Genomic DNA, 17,365 nt, shown 5'->3' with positions numbered 1-17,365 from the left:
GATGACCACGGAACACCCGCAGTACCCGGTCAACTTCCGGCGGTGACACTATCGACACAGAACGTGAGCACCAACGGCCCCGGCCGCGTGTCGGCCAGGAAATGCCAGATCAGGGCTTCTCCCACACCGACACGTGCTTCTCGCTCTCGCTGCCGAACGGCGTACCGTCCCAGTCCGCCCAGCGCTCGCGCAGCCGCAGCCCGGCCAGCCGCGCCATCAGGTCGAACTCCGCCGGCCACGCATAACGGAAGGGGATGGACCGGTACGAGCCGCGTCCGTCCACCACCTCCACGTAGTTCGAGCTCATCGCCTGCGTGGCCACGTCGTAGTGGTCGAACGCCCACCGCGTCGGGGTGACCCGGAACGGCACCGCACTCTGCCCGGCCGGGAGTTTCCGCAGCTCAGGCACCATCACCTCGACGACGAACGTGCCGCCGGGGGAGAGGTGCGCCGCGGCGTTGCGGAAACACTCCACCTGCGCGTCCTGCGTGGTCAGGTTCATGATCGTATTGAAGACGAGATACACGACCGAGAACGTTCCCGCCACCTGCGTCGAGGCGATGTCGCCCATGGTCACCTCGATCGTGTCACCGCCCGGCTTGGCCCGCAGCCGCGACACCATCGCCCGCGACAGGTCGATGCCGTGCACCGGCACGCCGCGCTGCGCCAGCGGCAGCGCGATCCGGCCCGTGCCGATCGCGAACTCCAGCGCCCGGCCGCCATCGGCCAGCCCCGCCAGCACCTCCACGGCCGCGCCGACCACCTCCGGCCGGAACCAGTCCGACACCGCGTCGTCGTACCCCGCCGCCACCGGCTCACCGAAGAAGCCGTCCCCGTCGTACGTGGAATCACTCACCGGCGGACCGTACCGCCGGCCGCGACACCACGCCCGCGAATATCGGCAGCGCTTACGGTGAAGAATGCCCACACCCCAGCTGACGCACGTCTACTGGATCGGCGGCGCCAGCGGCGCCGCCAAATCAACCGTCGCCCGGCGGCTCGCCGACCGCCACGGCCTGCGGCTCTACGCCACCGACGACGTGATGACCGAGCACGCCGCGCGCAGCACCCCGCAGGACAGCCCGCTGCTGAGCGCCTTCGCCGCGATGGACATGGACGAGCGCTGGCTGCTGCGGTCCCCGCAGGTCATGCTGGACACGTTCCACTGGTATCGGGGCGAGGGCTTCGACCACATCGTCCACGACCTGGCCACGATGCCCGCCTCGCCGCACGTCGTCGCCGAAGGCTTCCGCCTGCTGCCGCACCTGGTCGAGCCGCTGCTCGCGACCCGTGAGCACGCGGTCTGGCTGCTGCCCACCCCGGCCTTCCGGCGGACCGCCTTCGACACCCGGGGCTCCACCTGGAAGATCGCCGGCCGGACCAGCGACCCGGAGCAGGCGCTGCGCAACCTGTTCGAGCGGGAACGGATGTTCACCGACCGGCTGCGCGGGGAAGTGGCCCGCCTGAACCTGCCCGTCATCGACGTCGACGGCGCGATGTCCGAGGACGAACTCGTCGACCGCGTCGCAACGTTGTTCGGACTCTGAACACCACCGTCCGACACTGCCGCCGGGCGTCCCAGAAGCCGTTCCAGCTCACCCGTGCCTCGGCCAATTAACGGATTGGCATTATCAGTAATTCAATAATCAGAAAACAGGCTCAGGATGAGAGTTCGGCTCATAAATGCGATACAACATAATGACTGTTATGTTCGTGCGACGGGATTCCGGTGAACGTGTCCGCAGAACGCCTCCAAACGCGATCCGGAGCCTTCGGCGACCGCTGAGCCACCGGCCGACACGGTTTGGAGACACTTGAGGATGCGCGGGAAGACGTCTCACCCGCCGTTCGATGACCACCACTGCGTGCCGGCGCCGGCTGACTTCGGATCTTGCTCGACATTCGCCGGCACAGAGTTCAGATATGGCCCCTGACCTGCAGAAACGGTCTGAGATCGCCGCTGTGGCGACAGAATCCCCTGGTCCGGGTCACACTGACCGTCAGCTGGGGCTCAGTGGCGGGTCGTTTCCTTGATGGGGTGTACGCCATCAGCCGGCAGCGCGATGAGACCCGCGTCGGTGGGCCGGAAGCCGCACGAGTCGAAGTAGAAGCCGCGCAGGTGACGCTCGAAGTCGACGTGCAGCCATGCGCACCCGGCCGCCGACGCCTGGCGCACCGCCTCGTCGACCAGCCCCGTGCCCACGCCGCGGCGGCGTTCGCCGTCAGCGACGACGGTGTCCAGGAGGAACGCGTGCCCGGAGCCGTCCCAGGCGACGTTGACGAAGCCGACGAGCCGCGCGCCGTCACGCGCGCACACCCAGCCGAGGCTGTGCCGGCTCACCTGCGCCCACCAGTCGTGGCCGGACGGTTCGTACCCGAAGCCTGCGGCGTGCAGCGCGTCGAGCTCGGTGTTGTCGAACGGCGCCCGCCAGCCGTAGATGATGGTCATGAGGCGGACGTTAGGCCCGGGCGGGCCACCCGTCGAGCGAGATACGGCCCAAAGCACCCCACAAATGCCCTCTGACCTGGCAAAACGTCCTGAGGGCCACGTAGAGCCGTTTTCCTGGCCGGACCCATACCCGACTAACCACGCATTACCGCGACAAAGGGACCAGCTGCCCCCCTCGCGACCAGGCGAACCCCTCGGCGCCGTTTCGGCGGCTGATAGCGGCCGGCTCAAGATCGCGTTGATCTTGCGTGTGCTGTGGGTGCGACACGCCCTATCCGGGCATATCCCCAACACTCCGTGCAAGATCGACGCGATCTTCGTCTGCTGCCGCTCGGCGCGGTGAGTCGATCACGGCGGCGGGGTGGGGACACGCCGTCGAACACGTCCATAAGTTCATGATCAACGCGGCGGTGGGGGTGGCGGGCAGTCCCCAGAGGGCGGTGGTGGGTAGCGGGGTGCCGAGCGGGCCGGGTTCGCCGCGCTCCCCCGGCCCGTGAGGATCTTATGGCTGGCGATGTCAGGCGGCGGCGCGCTCGTCGTGTGGGCGGCGGCGCAGGCGCCGGTCGGCCAGGGCCGGGGGCTGCCAGGCGCCGTCGGGACGGTAGAGGTCGGTGCCGGGCGCGACGATCTCGTCGATCCGGTCCAGGGTCGCGTCGTCGAGCGCCAACTCGGCTCCCTTGAGTGCGGCGTCGAGCTGTGCCATGGTGCGTGGTCCGAGGATGGTTGCGGTGACGGCGGGGTGGGCCTGGGTGAACGCTACGGCGAGCGCGGGCAGTGTGGTGCCGAGGTCGGCGGCGAGTGCGGTGAGCTGTTCGAGTGCGGCGTATTTGGCGTGGTTGCCGGGTGTGGTGGGGTCGAAGCGGTGTGGGGTGAGGGCGGCGCGGCCGGTGGTGAGGTCGACGGTGTCGCGCCGGATGTGTCCGGAGAGGAAGCCGGAGGCGAGTGGGCTCCAGGTGAGTACGCCCATGCCGTATCGCTGGGCGACGGGCAGGATGTCGGCTTCGATGCCGCGGGCGAGCAGCGAGTATGGCGGCTGCTCGGTGCGGAACGGGCTGATGCCGCGCTGGTGGGCGGTGTGGTGGGCTTCGACGATCTCTTCGGCGGGGAAGGTGGAGCAGCCGTAGGCGCGGATCTTTCCGGCGCGGACGAGGTCGTCGAGGGTGGCGAGGGTTTCGGCGATGTCGGTGGTGTGGTCGGGGCGGTGGATCTGGTAGAGGTCGATCCAGTCGGTCTGGAGGCGGCGGAGGCTGTCGTGGACGGCGGTGAGGATCCAGCGGCGGTTGTTGCCGCCGCGGTTGCGTCCTTCGCCCATGGGGAAGTGGACTTTGGTGGCGAGGATGACGTCGTCGCGGTGGTGCTGGAGGGCTTTGCCGACGATGGTCTCGGATTCGCCGGCGGAGTACATGTCGGCGGTGTCGATGAAGTTGATGCCGTGGTCGAGGGCGTGGTGGATGATGCGGGTGCAGTCGTCGTGGTCGGGGTTGCCGACGCTGCCGAGCATCATGGTGCCGAGGCAGTAGGTGCTGACGTCGATGCCGGTGCGGCCGAGTACGCGGTAGCGCATGTGGTGCTCTCCCCTGGTCTCCCGCGGGGCGGGATTCGATCTTGGGGTTGAGCGTAGGTGCTGGAGTGCGCTCCAGGTCAAGCCGGTGTGGCGGGCCGGGATCCGCGGCCCGCCGTGGGTCAGGCGGTTTTGGTGCCGGCTGCGGCCTGTTCGGTGCGGGTGCGCAGGTCGGCCAGGTCGATGCCGTGGTCGGTGAGGATGCGGGCGGCGAGGCCGCGGCCTTCGCGGATGAGGCCGAGCAGGATGTGTTCGGTGCCGATGTGTCGGTGTTTGAGGCGGAGGGCTTCGCGTAGGGAGAGTTCGAGCACGACCTTGGCGCGGGGGGTGAACGGGATGTGGCCGGGGCTGCTGGGGGTGTTGCGTCGGCGGCCGAACAGGCTGCGGCGGGCGGGTGGGCTGGGTGGGGTGAGGGCGCCGGGGCCGAAGTTCTCCTCGAGTTTGGCCTTGACGGCTTCGAGGTCGATGCCGATGGCTTCGAGTGCGGCGGCGTCGGCGGCGCCGAGGGGTTCGGTGGCGTCGGCCAGGCGGGTGACGTAGGCGGCGGCCTGGTCGTGGCGCAGGCCGGTGGCGGTGAGCAGGTCGTGGGCGAGGCCGGTGGCGGGTCCGGGGCGCAGCAGGGCGAGCAGCAGGTGTTCGGTGCCGATGTGGCGCTGGCCGAGGTCGCGGGCTTCGGTCTGGGCGCCGTTGACGGTGGCGCGGGCGGCGTCGGTGAATCGTTCGAACATCATTTCTCCCGTCGGTCCGGTTCGGGCCAGCGTGCGGCGTGTTTCTTGTGTACGGCCTGGCGGCTGACCTCGAGGGCGTCGGCGATGTCCTGCCAGGACCAGCCGGCTCGGCGGGCGTTGCCGACCTGCAGCACTTCGAGGGTTTCGAGGAGTCTGCGCAGGGCGAGCACGGCGCGTAGGCCGGTGCCGGGGTCGGTGCTGCCGGCCGCGGCGGCGAGTTTGGTCGCGTCGCTCATGCTGTCAATGTAGGTTGACAGGTGCCGGGTTGTCAACTTGGGTTGACAGCGACCGGCCGCGCCCCGCGGAAACGGGAGGCGCGGCCGGTCGAATGGGGGGCCCGGTGTCAGCCCTTGAGGAACGCGAGCAGGTCGGCGTTGAACTCGTCCTGGTGGGTGGCGGTCAGGCCGTGCGGGGCCCCCGGGTAGACGTGCACGGTGCAGTCCTTGATGAGCTTGGAGGACTTGTTGGCCGAGGCGACGATCGGCACGATCTGGTCGTCGTCGCCGTGGATGATCAGCGTCGGCACGTCGATCTTCTTGCAGTCCTCGGTGAGGTCGGTCTCGGAGAAGACCTTGATGCAGTCGTACGCGCCCTTGAAGCCGACGGTCATGCTCATCAGCCAGAAGTGGTCGCGGATGCCCTGGCTGACCTTGGACCCGGGCCGGTTGGCGCCGTAGAACGGGGCGCTGAGGTCCTGGTAGTACTGCGAGCGGTCGCGTTCGACGCCGGCGCGGATGTCGTCGAAGACCGAGCGCGGCAGGCCTTCGGGGTTGGCGTCGGTCTGCAGCATCAGCGGCGGGATGGCGCCGACGAGCACGGCCTTGGCGACGCGGTCGGTGCCGTGGCGGCCCATGTAGCGGGTGATCTCGCCGCCGCCGGTGGAGTGGCCGACGAGCACGATGTCGCGCAGGTCGAGTTTCTCGATCACGGCGGCGAGGTCGTCGGCGTAGGTGTTCATGTCGTTGCCGTCCCACGGCTGGCTGGAGCGGCCGTGGCCGCGCCGGTCGTGGGCGATGGCCCGGAAGCCGTTGGAGACGACGTACCACATCTGGTCGTCCCAGGCGTCGGCCGTGAGCGGCCAGCCGTGGCTGAAGACGACGGGCTGCCCGGTCCCCCAGTCCTTGTAGAAGATCTCGGTGCCGTCCTTGGTGGTGACTCGGCCTGTGCTCATGGCTGGCGACCTCCGCGTTCGCAGTGGCTGTCGTCGGCGGATGACATGCGTGCGCTCCGCTGCGGCAACGGCTCGCCGACCCGCCGAACGTAACATCGCGAGCACGCTCGGTGACCGGCTTTCGCGGGCGGGCGGAGCTTCGGCACGGTGTACGCGTTGTGCGGCTTTACTTGCGCTATGTGGTGTTAACGTCCTCGAGGCCCGTTGGGCAGGGCCGCCCGCCGATCCCAGGAATGGATCACGATGACGCCTGACCAAGTCCCCGGCCGCAGCCGTGCCGAGGTGCTCGACACCGTGCTGTGGTGCGCCGTCGCCGCCACCGTGGTGGGCTCGTTCGCGTTCCGGCTGGCCACCAACCGCAGCCAGGTCCTCGACTACGACGACGGGGTGTACTGGCAGACCGCGCTGGCCATCGCCGCCGGCGGGCAGCCGTACACGGAGATCTTCCACGCCCAGCCGCCGCTGTTCCCGTGGCTGGTGGCACAGCCGTTCGCGCTGTGGGGCGACGGCGGCGAGACCGCCGCCCGGTTCCTCATGGTCGGGCTCACCAGCCTGCTGGCCGCGTCCGCCGCGGCGATGGCGGCCGTGCTGCGCGGGCCACGCGCCGGGATGCTCGCCGCGCTGGCCGTCGCGACGTTCCCGCTGGTGCAGCGGTACAGCTTCCAGTTCGGGGCGGACGTGCCCGCCGCCGCGCTCGGCGGCGCCGCGGTCTGCCTCGCGCTGCACGCCCGCACCGCGCAGCGCCACCGGCCGTGGTGGCTGGCCGCGTCCGGTGCCGCGCTGTGCCTGGCCGCACTGGTCAAGCTCATCGCGGTGGTGGTCGTGCCGTCGATCGGCATCGTGCTGCTGACGACCGCCGCGGCGGCCGACCCGGCCCGCCGGTTCGCTTGGCTGCGGCGCACCACCGCGGCGGCCGGCTGGTTCCTGGCCGGGTTCGCCGCCGCCGCGGCGGCGGCGGTGGCGGTGCTGCGGCCCGGCCGCGCCGCCTGGAACCAGGTGTTCGCGCTGCACCTGCGGGCCACCGACACCGCCGGCGGCACATCCGACGTCATCAAGATGATCGACAGCACGGGCGACTGGGGGCTGCCGTACTTCACCGCCGCCGCGGTCGGTGCGGTGCTGGCCATCGCCCTGCCCGGCCGCGCGGGCGGGCGCCCGGACGCGGTGGCGATCACGCTGTGGGCCGCGGCTGTGGTGCCGTTCGGCTACCTGCACCACCCCACGTTCAAGCATCATGTGCTGCTGTTCGTCGCGCCCGCCGGGGCGCTGATCGTGCTCGGCGCCGCGGCGCTGTGGGCAGCGGCCCGCGCCGCCGTGGCCCGGTTCACCGGGCAGCGCCGCCGCTGGGCCGGGGCGCTGCTCGTGCCCCCGGCGATCGCCGTGGCACTGTGGCACACGGCCGGCACCACCGTCGGCCCCGAGCTGACGGACACCGCCGTCGAGGCGTGCCTGAGCTCGCTGCCCCGCGACCTCGTGCTCGTCGCCGACGACCAGGCCATGCTCGCCCGCGCCGGGCTGCGTACGCCGCCGTGGCTGGTCGACACATCGCACGTGCGCATCGACTCCGGCTGGCTCACCGACGGCGAGATCATCGCCGCGGCCGCGGCCGCCGACGGCGTCATGTTCGCCCGGCCACGGCGCATCGGCAAGCACCCCGAGGTCCGGGCCTGGGCCAAGGAGCACTTCACGGTCCGCTACACCGCCGACCGGTACGAGCTGTACCTGCGTACCGCCGAGCCGCTGGCGGCGTGTGTGGGCACCGTCGAGAAGGACGGCGAGACCGTGGTCAGCCCAGTGCCCACGACCGCGCTGGGCTGACGGCCCCTGTGCCGGGCACGACGAGGCTCCGCCCGCGTCGCGTAGGCGGCCGATCTTCTTGACATCGACGTGGAGCAGTTCGCCGGGGTGGTCGCGTTCGTAGCGGCGGACGGGCTGGCCGGTGGGCCGGTCCAGCCAGGCCAGCCGGTGCAGGCGGCGGCGGGTGAGCACGGCGTGCACGGTGGAGGCCGCGATGCCCAGGATCGCGCCGAGGCGGGCCGGGCCGAGTTTGCGTTCGGTCCGCAGCTGGCAGATGCGGTCCTCGGTGGTGGCGGGGGTCTTGCGGGGCAGGTTGTGGGCGGTGCTGGGGCGGTCGGTCAGGCCGGCGTCGCCTTCGGCACGCCAGCGGGCCAGCCATTTGTAGCCGGTGGCGCGGGAGCAGCCCAGTTCTTTGACGGCGTGCGCGACGGGCCTGCGGTCGTGGACGACGCGGGTGATGAGCAGGCGGCGTCCGTGCAGAGTCAGGCGGGCGTTACGGTGGTGCACGAAGACCTCCGGTCGGGGTGGGCGTCAGCAACTCACACCCGACCGGAGGTCTTCTTATTGATCAAGGCCCAGTGTCAACAACGCTCATGGGCATCACAGCTAGCGGTTCAGCAGCTGCTGGTGGAAGTCGCGGTAGCGCTGCACCGCCTGGCGCAGCTGCTCGGTGTCCGTGCCGGCCGAGCTGAACGCCTCGTCCAGCTCCTGCCGCCGCTCGGCGAGGGTCTGCTGCAGCCGGTCCACGGTCTCGCCGATCAGGTCACGCATCTCCGCCGCGACCGACGCCGGGTCGTCCACGAAGCGCAGCTGCGCGGCCTGCCACCGCTCCCGCAGGTCGTCGGCGGCGCCGGCGCCCCACAGCGACGCGGCCGCGACCACCGCGTCCACGTCCGCCGGCGGGTCCACCGCGTCGGGGCCGCCCACCACCGGGTCGGCGTCGGGCGTGACGTCCTCGGCGTCCACCGCCTCGGCCTCGACGGCGTCGCGCTCGGCGCCGGTCAGGTCGTCGTCGCCGGCGGCCTGGTCGGCGAGCGCGTCGTCGGCCACCTCGACGTCGGCGAGGTCGTCGAGGGTGCGGGTCTGCTCGTCGTACGCCTGCTCGCCGGGCTCGGTGTGCGCGTCGGCGGTGGGCGTCTCGTCGCCGACGCGGGCCTCGGGGTGCACCGGGTCGTCGGTGGCGTCGGTGTCCGGGACGGCCACGTCGTGGCCGCCGCGGGTGGTGCCGCCGAAACCGTCGAGGTCCACGGGCTCGACGTCGTCACGCTCGTCGTCGGCGCGGTCGGCGGCCACGACGCCGTCCTGGTCGTGGCGGTGCTCCGGCTCGTCCGCCGGGTCGACGAGCTCGCCGTCGACCACGTCGCGGTCGTCGGCCGGCCGCTCGTCGTCGAACCCGTCACGGTCGTCGTCGCGGCGCGCGTGCGGCACGCCGTCGAGCCGCTCGTCGCGGTCGGCCTCGTCGGTGAGGTCCTGTCCGAAGTGGGTCCTGGTGTCGTGGCTCATGCGTTGATCTCCTGGTCCTGACGTGCGGGGGTGGGCTCGGCGGGCACGGGCTCCTCGCCCAGCAGCTGCGCGACCAGCTCGCGGTAGCGGACCACCGCCACCCGCAGCTCCTCGGTGCTCGCCTGCCCGTCGCGGTTCTTGTCGGCGATCGCCTTCGCCTGGCGGTACGACTCCAGGGTCGCGGCGTGGTCCACCGACAGCTGCGCCAGCTGCTCGTCGGCGTCGCCGGTCGGGTAACCCCGGGCCGCGATCAGGTCGGTGACCAGCTCGTCGGCCTCACCGACGGCGTCGGCCGGGGCGTCGATGAAATGCGCCTGCAGCGCGTGCCAGCGGACCACGAACCGGGCGTGATCCTCCGGGGAGAGTTCGGTCAGTTCCAGCTCGCCGTGGCGGCGCTCGCGCTCACGCAGCTCCCGCTCGGCCTCGCCGCGCGAGTCGAACTCGGCCACGGCCCGGTCGTACTCGGTGCCGAACCGGTTGCGCAGCTCCCGGCGGCGCATGGCCTGCCAGGCGACGAACGCGCCCGCGGCCACGGCCACGAGCACGACCGCCACGATGATGATCTGTCCGGTGTCCATCGGGGGTACCTCCTTCGAGCAGGCAGATACCCCTTTTCACGGCGGTAAACCGTGTGATCTCGCGCCGGTGACGCCGAATCGAACCCGCGGCCCCCCGCTCGACAGGCGGGTGCTCTCACCACTGAGCCACACCGGCAGTGCGTATGAAGTTGTGGGAGCACGGGCGGCAGGATTCGAACCCGCAACCGCCGGATTTGGAGGCCGGTGCTCTGACCGTTGAGCTACACCCGCGTGCTTCGTGCGAAACGGAAACGCCGCCCGTCCCCGGTGTGCGGGGCGGACGGCGTCAGCCGTTCACGTGGCGCTCAGCGGCGCCGGTCACCCCGGGCAGGCGGATCGGTGTCGCGCCACATGCCTGCCCCCTCGGATGTCCGTCGTGCTCGCTGACCGGCATAACGTAACGGGGCGGCCCCGGCCGCCACAAAGGATTTTCGCTACAGCTCGGTGACGACGACGTCGAGCTGCCACGGGCGGCCCGCGCGGGCCGGGGCCTGGGTCTCCACGGTGTACTTCAGGTCCCGCAGCGCGACGGCCAGCTCCGCCGGGTCGCGCGGGGTGCCGCCGTCGGCGAGCAGGTCACGCACCAGCCGGCCCTTGGTGGCCTTGTTGAAGTGGCTGACCACGGTGCGGGCGCCGTTGCGTTCGTGCAGCACCCGCACGGTCGCGGTGCGGGCGGCGACGTCGCCGCGCGGGGTCCACGCCGGGGTGTACATCGACGAGCGCAGGTCCAGGACCAGGCCGCGGCCGGCGGCTTCGGGCAGCGCCTGGGCCATCGGCTCGCGCCAGTGTGCCGACAGCAGGCCGGCACCGGGCAGGCGTACGCCCATGGCGCAGCGGTACGGCGGGACGCGGTCGTCGATGCGCAGCGCACCCCACAGCCCGGAGAAGATCAGCAGGGTGCGCCGGGCGCGGGTGCGGGCCGCCGGGGGCAGGTCGGCCAGGCCGAGGTTGTCGTAGAGCACGCCGGTGTAGAGCTTGGCGGCGGGCAGCGCGGGCGCGGTGCGCAGCGCGGCGTTGCGGGCCGTCTCCCCCGCCAGGCCCGGGCTGAGGCCGAGGACCTCGGCGGCCTGCACCGCGTCGCCGGAGCACAGCGCGACCAGCGCGTCGAGGGCCTGCTCGCGGGCGGTGCGCAGCGCGGGCAGCGACAGGGCGTCCAGGTCGAGCGGTTTGCCGGAGCCGGACGCGGCCTTGCCCTCCGACGGCGGCAGCAGGATCAGCACCGCCACACCATAGGCGACCGGGCCGGTCCGCCCGGCGGCGGCACGGTCCTCAGCTCGTGATCGTCTTACCGTGGACCAGGGTGAACCCGGACGAGACCAGCTCCCGCAGCGCGGCGGTGTCGACGTCGGCGAGGCGTTTGACGTACAGGCATGCCTTGCTGGTCGTGACCGGGCCCAGCCGGGCGAGCAGGGCGGCGTCGTCGGCGAAGCCTTCGGCGAGGTAGACGACGAGGTTCTGCTTACGCGGGGAGAACGCGACGGCGGGCCAGTCGCCGGTGCGGCCGGAGGCGTACTCGTAGCGGTACTGCCCGAAGCCGACGATGGCGCCGCCCCACATCACCGGCGGCTGCCCGGTGACCTGCTCCATCAGCTCGCACAGGGCCTGGGCGTCGGCACGGCGGCGCGGGTCGGCGACACCGGCGAGGAACTCCTCGACGCTCGCGTCGTTCCTGGTGGTTTTCGGGGTCGCGCCGGCTTCGGCCATGCGGACAGCCTAAGCCGACCGTACGACGGCGTGCGGGGACAGCGCGGGGGTGACGCGGCGAAGTACGCTCGGCCACATGACCACCCGTATCGCGCTGACCGCCCTGGTGGGCCGGACCGGTGCCGTGCTGCTGCGCATGCGCGACGAGCAGTCCGCGGTGCGGGCCAACCGGTGGAGCCTGCCCGGCGGTGCGATCCGGCCGGGCGAGACGCCCGTCAACGCGGCCAAGCGGCACATCGCCGAGCAGACCGGCCTGCCCGTCGACGGCGAGCCGGACCTGTTCTGGCACGGGTTCCTGCCCGGCACCCGCATCGACGTGTACTGCTTCGCGGTGGGCACCCCCGCGTGGGGCCCGGACATCGTGGCGCAGCAGGGGGTGCTGGCCGAGTTCGTGCCCGGCGAGGACGCCCTGTCCGGGCGGGCGTTCACGCCCGCGTCCGGGTTCGTGCTGGGCCGGTTCCTCGACTCGAACGAGTACCTGACGCTCGCCGGCCGGTTCTTCCCCTCCGACCCCGTCTGATGCCGTCGCTGCGCACGCCGGGCCTGTTCGAGGCCCTGGCCGGCTGCGAGCGGGTGCTGATCGCCGGGGCGGGCGGCGGGTTCGACGTGTACGCGGGCCTGCCGCTGGCGCTGCAGCTGCACGCCGCGCGGTCAACGGCCTGGACGTGCCGGTGCGGCTGGTCACCTGCCTCGGGTTCGGCGTCGACGCCCATCACGGCGTCAATCACGTGCAGGTGCTGGAGAACCTCGCCGAGCTGGAACGCGCCGGGGCGTACCTGGGGGCGCTGTCCATCCCGGGCGGCTCGCCGCAGGCCCGCGACTACGTCGAGGCGGTCGTGCACGCGCGGGCGCTGACCCCGGGCTGGCCCAGCATCGTCAACGGGCAGATCGCCGCCGCGCTGCAGGGCCTGCACGGCGACGTCCGGTTCACCGCCCGCACCGCCGGCAGCAGGCTGTTCGTCAACCCGCTGATGGCCGTGTACTTCACCGTGGACCTGCCGGGGCTGGCCGCCCGTAACCTGCTGCTGCCCCGCATCGAGGACACCCACCTGATGCGGCAGGTCAGCCGGATCATCGAGGGGTTCCGCGCCCAGACCGACACCCGCATCCCCCGGACGTTCCCGCACTGACCCGCGGCCCGTACGCCCGATGTGGATGAATGAGCTATCGCCCACCGGTGGTGCAGCGGCTAGGTTCGGGGCATGTCCGGGGACGCGTTGATGATCGGCATCATCGGGGTGCTGCTGGGGCTGTTCGTCGGCCGCCGGTGGCTGAAGATGCAGCAGGCGCGCGCCGGATACAGGGGCGCCGTCGCGGGCGTGCCCAAGGCCAAGGCCGCGGTCAAGTCGGCGCGCACCGCATGGCTGCTGGCCACCCGCGGCGCGATGCTCGCCGCGGTGCTGCTCATCGTGTACTTCCTGGCCACCACCACCGCCGTGTTCCAGACGGCCCGCTGAGCGGTCAGCCGGCGGCCAGCGCGGCCGCGATCGCGGCGGCGTGCTCGCGGGCCTGCGCGTCGTCGGTGTACTTGGTGCGGGGCCAGAAGAAGCCGCGCAGCCCGTCGCCCTTGCGCCGCGGCACCACGTGCGTGTGCAGGTGCGGCACGCTCTGGCTGATCCGGTTGTTCAGCGCCACGAACGTGCCCTGCGCCTCAAGCGCCGACTCGACCGCCCCGGCGATGCGCTGCACCTGCTGGAAGTAGCCGCCGACCGCCTCGGCGGGCAGGTCGTGCAGGGTCGGCACGTGCGCGCGGGGCACCACCAGGGTGTGCCCGGGAAAAACCGGGCGGGTGTCCAGGAACGCGACGATGTGCTCGTCGGCGTGCACCAGGAACGCCGGGCGGTCCCCGGCGGCGATCTCACAGAACAGGCAGCCGTCCATCAGTCCGCCGAGCCTATCGCGGCCGTGGGTAGCATCGGGCCCATGTCTGCCGCACCGATCGGGAACTTCGAGGCGGCCTGGCCCGCCGTGGACCGCGCCGACCTCGTCGCCGCGCCGGTGGCCCAGGCCCTGGCCGGCTGGACGGGCGCCGAGCCCGCCGAGTCGGTGCTGGTCGTCGACACCGACCCGGACCTGGCCGACACCGGCAACTTCGGGCAGGCGTACGCGGTCGCGCCCGAGCTGTCCGCCAACTGCGTCATCGTCGCCGCCAAACGCGGCCAGGACGTGACCTACGCCGCGTGCCTGGTGCTGGCCAGCACCCGCGCCGACGTCAACGGCCTGGTGCGCAAGCATCTCGGGGCGCGCAAGGCGTCGTTCGCGCCGATGGACGAGGCCGTGGCGCTGACCGGGATGCAGTACGGCGGCATCACCCCGATCGGCCTGCCCGAGGGCTGGCCGGTCCTGGTCGACGCCGCCGTCGCGGACACCCCGTACGTGGTCATCGGCTCGGGCAACCGGCGCGGCAAGCTCCTCGTCCCGGGCAAGGTGCTGGCCGGGCTGCCCGGCGCCACCGTGCTGGAGTCCCTCGGCGTCTGAGCCGCTCAGCCGGGCAGCGCCGCGAGCAGGGCCAGGAACTCCCACCGCTGCGCCTCGGTGAGCGCCTCGTAGACCGGGGCGTCGCGGCGGTTCGTGTCGTCCTCGACCTGCGTGCGCAGCGGGTCGGCGGCGTCCAGGGCGCGCAGCCGGTCCAGAGTGAGCCCGGCCGCGGCCCACGCGGCCCGGTGCGCGTCGCCGCGGTGGTGGCGCAGCGCACCCATCCGGGTGCTGACCTGCAGCGCGTACGACGCACCGGCCGGCTCGTACACCGGCGCCGCCGCCGCGAACGCGGGCCCGCCGGTGGCCTGCCCCGCCTCCAGCAGCACCGCGAGCAGCTCCGCCAGGCGCGGCAGCGCGCCCAGGCCCGGCATCGTCGCGATGTGGGTGCGGCCCCAGTGCTCCTGCGCGCCGTCGGCGACCGCCTGCTGCAACGCCAGCGTGAACTCGCGCCCCAGCGGCGTCAGCGACCAGGTCCCGTGCTCGTCTACGGCCATGACTCCCTGCGCCAGCTCGTCGCTCATGTCGCCGCCGCCGTAGGCGGTGACCGCCGCGAACGCCGCCGCGGGCATCGGCCGGGCCAGCAGCCCGAAGTAGAAGCTGGTGTTCAGGCCGGGCCGCAGGCCGGTCTGCTCGCTGACGCGGCGGCACTGCTCCCGGGCGGCCATCCGCATTCCGCTGTAGACCCGGTCGAGGGCGGGACGGACGAGCGCGGCGTACTGCATCGGTGGACTCCCCGTGTGTCGTGATCCGGACCGGCCCGACACACTACCGAGCGCGCAGGGCGAGAACCAGGTCACATTCCACGCTCACCCCGTAGTGGACGACACATCGAAACTGTCGGCTGGATCGCAGCACCGCAGGCTTCGGCGAGCAACGATGGATGGCATGTCGTCCGTACCCGATCCGCTGGTGGTGGCCCGCGCGGCCACGTTCGCCGTGGTGCTGCTCGTCCTGTACGTCGGGCACCAGCTCGGCGACCACGTCGCGCAGACCGACCGGCAGGCGGAGGGCAAGTCCGGGCCCGGCCGGGGCGGCTGGGCGGCGATGGCCGGGCACCTGGCCGGCTACCACCTGACCGTCGCGGTGCTGCTGGTCGCCACGACCGCGCTGCTGGGGCTGCCGCTGTCGCCGTGGGGCATCGCCGCGGGGCTGGCGTTCTCGGCGGGCACCCACGCGATCCTGGACCGGCGCTGGCCGGTGCGGGCGATACTGCGGGCCACCGGCTCGCCGCGCTTCGCCGAGCTGACCACCCCCGTGTGCGGCATGTACGCCGCCGACCAGGCCCTGCACCTGCTGGCGCTGCTGGTGTCGGCGCTGCTGATCGTCGCGATCTGAGCCGTGACCTCCGGGCGGTGGCGGCCGTCGCGCCGGTAGCCTGCCCGGCATGGACTCCACCGTGGTGCCCGACTGGTCGCAGGCGCTGGCCTGGATCGACGACACGCTGACCGGCGCCGGGCTGCGCCCCACCGGGCCGGCCGAGCAGACCCGGGTGCGGCCCTGGTCGGTGCTGGCCAAGGTGCCGGTCGGGCACCGCACGGTCTGGTTCAAGGCCAACGGGCACTGCTCGACGTATGAGGCGCGGCTGCTGGCCGCGCTGGCCCGGTGGGCGCCGGGGCGGGTGCTGGAGCCGATCGCGATCGACGCGCAGCGCGGCTGGTCGCTGCTGCCCGACGGCGGGCAGACCCTGCGCGCGGTCGCGGCCGACGACCCGGCCCACTGGGAGGAGCTGCTGTCGCGGCACGCCGAGCTGCAGCGCGACCTCGCCCCGCACGCGGCCGACATGGTCGTCCTCGGCGTGCCCGACATGGGCGCCGGGGTGCTGCCGGGTCACTTCGCCGCGCTGCTCGACGACCCGGCGGTCGCGGCCGCGCTCGGCGACGATCTCGCCCGGCTGCGGGCCTACCAGCCCGAGTACGAGCGGCTGTGTGCCCGGGTCGGGGGCAGCGCGGTGCCGGTGTCCGTGCAGCACGACGACCTGCACGACGGCAACGTCCTGGTCGGCGACGGGTACCGGTTCTTCGACTGGGGTGACGCGTCGGTCGCGCACCCGTTCGCGGTGCTGCTCATCGCGCTGCGGGTCGCCGCCGAGCGGTACGGGCTCCGACCCGGCGACCCGGTCCTGGCCCGGCTGCGCGACGCGTACCTGGAGCCGTGGACGGCCTACGGCACCCGCGCTCAGCTGGCCACCGAGGTCGAGCCGGCGATCCAGGCGGCGAAGGTGAGCCGGGCCCTGTCCTGGCAGCGCTCCCTGGCCGACGCCGACGAGCAGGAGCTGGCCGAGTGGGGTGACGCGGTACCCGGCTGGCTGGCCGAGCTGCTGGTGCCGAACGTGCTGTGAGCGCCGCGGGCGGCGTACAGTCCGGGCCGTGAGCGCTGAATCATCCTCGCTGACGCTCCAGGCCCGGCTGGCGGCGTGGCGGTACGCGTTCCTCACCACCAACCCGCCCGAGCAGGGTGTGGTGGACCAGGTGACGCGCTGGCTGGTGGTGACCCGGGCCGGGGTGCTGCCGATGACGCTGACCTCGGGCCTGCTGGCGGTGCTGCTGGCCGCGATCGCCGAGACGGCCGCCGACTGGCTCAACGTCGGCCTGGCGGTGGCCGGCATCGTGGTGGCGCACCTGGCCAACAACCTGATGAACGACCTGGCCGACACGCAGAGCGGCAACGACACCGAGGACTATCCGCGGGCGCTGTACGCCCCGCATCCGATCCTGGCCGGGCTGGTCACCAAGCGCCAGCTCGTGGCGGGAATCCTGCTGTGCCAGGTGGTGGACCTGGTCATCATGGCGGTGCTGGTGGCGCGGCGGGACTGGTGGATCGTCGCGTTCGCGCTCGCCGGGCTGTTGCTGTCCTGGGCGTACACGGCGCCGCCGCTGCGGCTCAAGCGCATCGGCCTGGGCGAGCTGGACGTGCTGCTCACCTGGGGGCCGCTCATGGTCGGCGGGGTCTACTACGCGGGCACCGGCACGCTGCCGTGGCAGGTGCTCGCCGCCGCGACCGTGTACGCGCTGCTGCCCACCACCGTGCTGATGGCCAAGCACATCGACAAGCTGCCCTACGACGGCCCGGCGGGCACCAGGACGCTGCCGGTGCTGCTCGGCGAGCGGGCCGCCAAGCGCCTCACCCAGGCCATGATGATCGCGTTCTACGCCGGGACGGCCGCGCTGGTCGCGGTGCGGGCGCTGCCGTGGCCCGCGCTGCTGGTCATGCTGGCGCTGCCGATGCTGGTCAAGGTCGTCCGCGCGTTCGGGCAGCCGGTGCCGGCCGAGCCGCCGCCGGAGAACCCGGTGTGGCCGCTGTGGTGGGCGCCGATCGCGTTCCTGCACACCCGCCGCGCGGGCGGGCTGCTGCTGGGCGGCCTGCTCGGCTGGGCGGTGTGGCTGGCGGTGCGCTGAC

General features: G+C 72.4%; 21 protein-coding genes, 2 tRNA genes and 1 pseudogene. 9 read left to right on the top strand and 15 right to left on the bottom strand.

Annotated elements, in window-relative coordinates; all coding sequences use genetic code 11:
* Nucleotides 1-109: 109 nt before the first annotated feature.
* Entirely contained in the window at nt 110-856 is a 747-nt protein-coding gene (locus CS0771_RS25745) for a class I SAM-dependent methyltransferase (protein WP_212843395.1), read from the bottom strand.
* Between the two features lie 64 nt (nt 857-920).
* On the opposite strand from CS0771_RS25745, the gene CS0771_RS25740 reads away from it, so the two are divergent.
* Nucleotides 921-1,547, top strand: coding sequence for a hypothetical protein (locus CS0771_RS25740; RefSeq protein ID WP_212843394.1), 627 nt, complete (start codon nt 921-923; stop codon nt 1,545-1,547).
* 464 nt (nt 1,548-2,011) lie between these two features.
* On the opposite strand, the gene CS0771_RS25735 is transcribed toward CS0771_RS25740, so the two are convergent.
* From CS0771_RS25735 to CS0771_RS25715, 5 genes are all read right to left on the bottom strand, one after another.
* On the bottom strand, nt 2,012-2,449 hold the full coding sequence (locus tag CS0771_RS25735; RefSeq protein ID WP_212843393.1) for a GNAT family N-acetyltransferase: 438 nt from the start codon (nt 2,447-2,449) through the stop codon (nt 2,012-2,014).
* A 517-nt stretch (nt 2,450-2,966) separates the two neighbouring features.
* Complete coding sequence (locus CS0771_RS25730) at nt 2,967-4,013, bottom strand: aldo/keto reductase (protein WP_212843392.1); 1,047 nt, start codon at nt 4,011-4,013, stop codon at nt 2,967-2,969.
* Nucleotides 4,014-4,132: 119 nt separating this feature from the next.
* The gene (locus CS0771_RS25725; protein WP_212843391.1) at nt 4,133-4,738 is read right to left on the bottom strand and encodes a Clp protease N-terminal domain-containing protein; all 606 of its coding nucleotides are present in this window, start codon (nt 4,736-4,738) and stop codon (nt 4,133-4,135) included.
* A complete protein-coding gene (locus CS0771_RS25720) occupies nt 4,738-4,974 on the bottom strand; it encodes a helix-turn-helix domain-containing protein (protein ID WP_203743672.1) in 237 nt (78 codons plus the stop codon). Before CS0771_RS25720 ends, CS0771_RS25725 begins: the two co-directional genes overlap by 1 nt.
* Nucleotides 4,975-5,081: 107 nt before the next feature.
* Complete coding sequence (locus CS0771_RS25715) at nt 5,082-5,909, bottom strand: alpha/beta fold hydrolase (RefSeq protein WP_244871409.1); 828 nt, start codon at nt 5,907-5,909, stop codon at nt 5,082-5,084.
* A gap of 243 nt (nt 5,910-6,152) precedes the next feature.
* On the opposite strand from CS0771_RS25715, the gene CS0771_RS25710 reads away from it, so the two are divergent.
* The gene (locus tag CS0771_RS25710) at nt 6,153-7,727 is read left to right on the top strand and encodes a glycosyltransferase family 39 protein (RefSeq protein ID WP_212843390.1); all 1,575 of its coding nucleotides are present in this window, start codon (nt 6,153-6,155) and stop codon (nt 7,725-7,727) included.
* Here the strand turns inward: CS0771_RS25710 and CS0771_RS25705 are convergent.
* From CS0771_RS25705 to CS0771_RS25675, 7 genes and pseudogenes are all read right to left on the bottom strand, one after another.
* Nucleotides 7,710-8,213: pseudogene (locus tag CS0771_RS25705) on the bottom strand (leucine zipper domain-containing protein); the annotation flags it as partial. The gene CS0771_RS25710 and the pseudogene CS0771_RS25705 sit on opposite strands and share 18 nt — an antisense overlap.
* Before the next feature lie 99 nt (nt 8,214-8,312).
* Nucleotides 8,313-9,209, bottom strand: coding sequence for a hypothetical protein (locus tag CS0771_RS25700; RefSeq protein ID WP_212843389.1), 897 nt, complete (start codon nt 9,207-9,209; stop codon nt 8,313-8,315).
* Nucleotides 9,206-9,787 (bottom strand): hypothetical protein, encoded by a 582-nt coding sequence (locus CS0771_RS25695; RefSeq protein WP_212843388.1) that lies wholly within the window; start codon nt 9,785-9,787, stop codon nt 9,206-9,208. Before CS0771_RS25695 ends, CS0771_RS25700 begins: the two co-directional genes overlap by 4 nt.
* Nucleotides 9,788-9,849: 62 nt before the next feature.
* Nucleotides 9,850-9,923 (bottom strand) — tRNA-Asp (locus CS0771_RS25690).
* A gap of 22 nt (nt 9,924-9,945) precedes the next feature.
* A tRNA-Trp gene (locus CS0771_RS25685) sits at nt 9,946-10,018 on the bottom strand.
* A gap of 203 nt (nt 10,019-10,221) precedes the next feature.
* A complete protein-coding gene (yaaA, locus tag CS0771_RS25680; RefSeq protein ID WP_212843387.1) occupies nt 10,222-11,007 on the bottom strand; it encodes a peroxide stress protein YaaA in 786 nt (261 codons plus the stop codon).
* A 49-nt stretch (nt 11,008-11,056) separates the two neighbouring features.
* Nucleotides 11,057-11,491: a DUF1801 domain-containing protein gene (locus CS0771_RS25675; protein WP_212843386.1), complete on the bottom strand. Its 435-nt coding sequence runs from the start codon at nt 11,489-11,491 to the stop codon at nt 11,057-11,059.
* A gap of 76 nt (nt 11,492-11,567) precedes the next feature.
* Between CS0771_RS25675 and CS0771_RS25670 the strand changes: the two genes are divergently transcribed.
* The 3 genes from CS0771_RS25670 (at nt 11,568) to CS0771_RS25660 (ending at nt 12,948) form a co-directional block, all read left to right on the top strand.
* Entirely contained in the window at nt 11,568-12,011 is a 444-nt protein-coding gene (locus CS0771_RS25670) for an NUDIX hydrolase (protein WP_212843385.1), read from the top strand.
* Nucleotides 12,012-12,162: 151 nt separating this feature from the next.
* Entirely contained in the window at nt 12,163-12,621 is a 459-nt protein-coding gene (locus tag CS0771_RS25665; RefSeq protein ID WP_244871028.1) for a hypothetical protein, read from the top strand.
* Nucleotides 12,622-12,693: 72 nt separating this feature from the next.
* On the top strand, nt 12,694-12,948 hold the full coding sequence (locus tag CS0771_RS25660; RefSeq protein ID WP_212843384.1) for a hypothetical protein: 255 nt from the start codon (nt 12,694-12,696) through the stop codon (nt 12,946-12,948).
* Nucleotides 12,949-12,952: 4 nt separating this feature from the next.
* Here CS0771_RS25660 and CS0771_RS25655 read toward each other — a convergent pair whose 3' ends face one another.
* Nucleotides 12,953-13,372, bottom strand: coding sequence for an HIT family protein (locus tag CS0771_RS25655; RefSeq protein WP_212843383.1), 420 nt, complete (start codon nt 13,370-13,372; stop codon nt 12,953-12,955).
* 42 nt (nt 13,373-13,414) lie between these two features.
* Here CS0771_RS25655 and CS0771_RS25650 point away from each other — a divergent pair, with 42 nt between their 5' ends.
* Nucleotides 13,415-13,969 carry a YbaK/EbsC family protein gene (locus tag CS0771_RS25650; RefSeq protein ID WP_212843382.1) on the top strand — a complete coding sequence of 185 codons (555 nt, stop codon included), beginning with the start codon at nt 13,415-13,417 and terminating at the stop codon, nt 13,967-13,969.
* A 5-nt stretch (nt 13,970-13,974) separates the two neighbouring features.
* On the opposite strand, the gene CS0771_RS25645 is transcribed toward CS0771_RS25650, so the two are convergent.
* Nucleotides 13,975-14,691 (bottom strand): hypothetical protein, encoded by a 717-nt coding sequence (locus tag CS0771_RS25645; protein ID WP_212843381.1) that lies wholly within the window; start codon nt 14,689-14,691, stop codon nt 13,975-13,977.
* A 163-nt stretch (nt 14,692-14,854) separates the two neighbouring features.
* Here CS0771_RS25645 and CS0771_RS25640 point away from each other — a divergent pair, with 163 nt between their 5' ends.
* Genes CS0771_RS25640 through CS0771_RS25630 form a run of 3 tightly spaced genes read left to right on the top strand, consistent with a single transcriptional unit; the run spans nt 14,855 to nt 17,364 of the window.
* Complete coding sequence (locus tag CS0771_RS25640) at nt 14,855-15,304, top strand: DUF3307 domain-containing protein (RefSeq protein WP_212843380.1); 450 nt, start codon at nt 14,855-14,857, stop codon at nt 15,302-15,304.
* 49 nt (nt 15,305-15,353) lie between these two features.
* Complete coding sequence (locus tag CS0771_RS25635; RefSeq protein WP_212843379.1) at nt 15,354-16,307, top strand: phosphotransferase family protein; 954 nt, start codon at nt 15,354-15,356, stop codon at nt 16,305-16,307.
* Between the two features lie 28 nt (nt 16,308-16,335).
* Nucleotides 16,336-17,364 (top strand): prenyltransferase, encoded by a 1,029-nt coding sequence (locus CS0771_RS25630; RefSeq protein WP_212843378.1) that lies wholly within the window; start codon nt 16,336-16,338, stop codon nt 17,362-17,364.
* Nucleotide 17,365: the final 1 nt, after the last annotated feature.

Origin of the sequence: Catellatospora sp. IY07-71, assembly GCF_018326265.1 — a bacterium.
GTDB lineage: Bacteria > Actinomycetota > Actinomycetes > Mycobacteriales > Micromonosporaceae > Catellatospora.
This window is presented reverse-complemented; position numbering and strand designations above follow the sequence as displayed.

Bases quoted from the DNA above. Each gene is read 5' to 3' on its own strand.
- CS0771_RS25730 (WP_212843392.1), bottom strand. From the start codon at position 4,013: ATGCGCTACCGCGTACTCGGCCGCACCGGCATCGACGTCAGCACCTAC.
- CS0771_RS25700 (WP_212843389.1), bottom strand. From the start codon at position 9,209: ATGAGCCACGACACCAGGACCCACTTCGGACAGGACCTCACCGACGAG.
- CS0771_RS25640 (WP_212843380.1), top strand. From the start codon at position 14,855: ATGTCGTCCGTACCCGATCCGCTGGTGGTGGCCCGCGCGGCCACGTTC.
- CS0771_RS25670 (WP_212843385.1), top strand. From the start codon at position 11,568: ATGACCACCCGTATCGCGCTGACCGCCCTGGTGGGCCGGACCGGTGCC.
- CS0771_RS25715 (WP_244871409.1), bottom strand. From the start codon at position 5,909: ATGAGCACAGGCCGAGTCACCACCAAGGACGGCACCGAGATCTTCTAC.
- CS0771_RS25740 (WP_212843394.1), top strand. From the start codon at position 921: ATGCCCACACCCCAGCTGACGCACGTCTACTGGATCGGCGGCGCCAGC.
- CS0771_RS25725 (WP_212843391.1), bottom strand. From the start codon at position 4,738: ATGTTCGAACGATTCACCGACGCCGCCCGCGCCACCGTCAACGGCGCC.
- CS0771_RS25635 (WP_212843379.1), top strand. From the start codon at position 15,354: ATGGACTCCACCGTGGTGCCCGACTGGTCGCAGGCGCTGGCCTGGATC.
- CS0771_RS25655 (WP_212843383.1), bottom strand. From the start codon at position 13,372: ATGGACGGCTGCCTGTTCTGTGAGATCGCCGCCGGGGACCGCCCGGCG.
- CS0771_RS25675 (WP_212843386.1), bottom strand. From the start codon at position 11,491: ATGGCCGAAGCCGGCGCGACCCCGAAAACCACCAGGAACGACGCGAGC.
- CS0771_RS25735 (WP_212843393.1), bottom strand. From the start codon at position 2,449: ATGACCATCATCTACGGCTGGCGGGCGCCGTTCGACAACACCGAGCTC.
- CS0771_RS25720 (WP_203743672.1), bottom strand. From the start codon at position 4,974: ATGAGCGACGCGACCAAACTCGCCGCCGCGGCCGGCAGCACCGACCCC.
- CS0771_RS25695 (WP_212843388.1), bottom strand. From the start codon at position 9,787: ATGGACACCGGACAGATCATCATCGTGGCGGTCGTGCTCGTGGCCGTG.
- CS0771_RS25710 (WP_212843390.1), top strand. From the start codon at position 6,153: ATGACGCCTGACCAAGTCCCCGGCCGCAGCCGTGCCGAGGTGCTCGAC.
- CS0771_RS25645 (WP_212843381.1), bottom strand. From the start codon at position 14,691: ATGCAGTACGCCGCGCTCGTCCGTCCCGCCCTCGACCGGGTCTACAGC.
- CS0771_RS25650 (WP_212843382.1), top strand. From the start codon at position 13,415: ATGTCTGCCGCACCGATCGGGAACTTCGAGGCGGCCTGGCCCGCCGTG.
- CS0771_RS25660 (WP_212843384.1), top strand. From the start codon at position 12,694: ATGTCCGGGGACGCGTTGATGATCGGCATCATCGGGGTGCTGCTGGGG.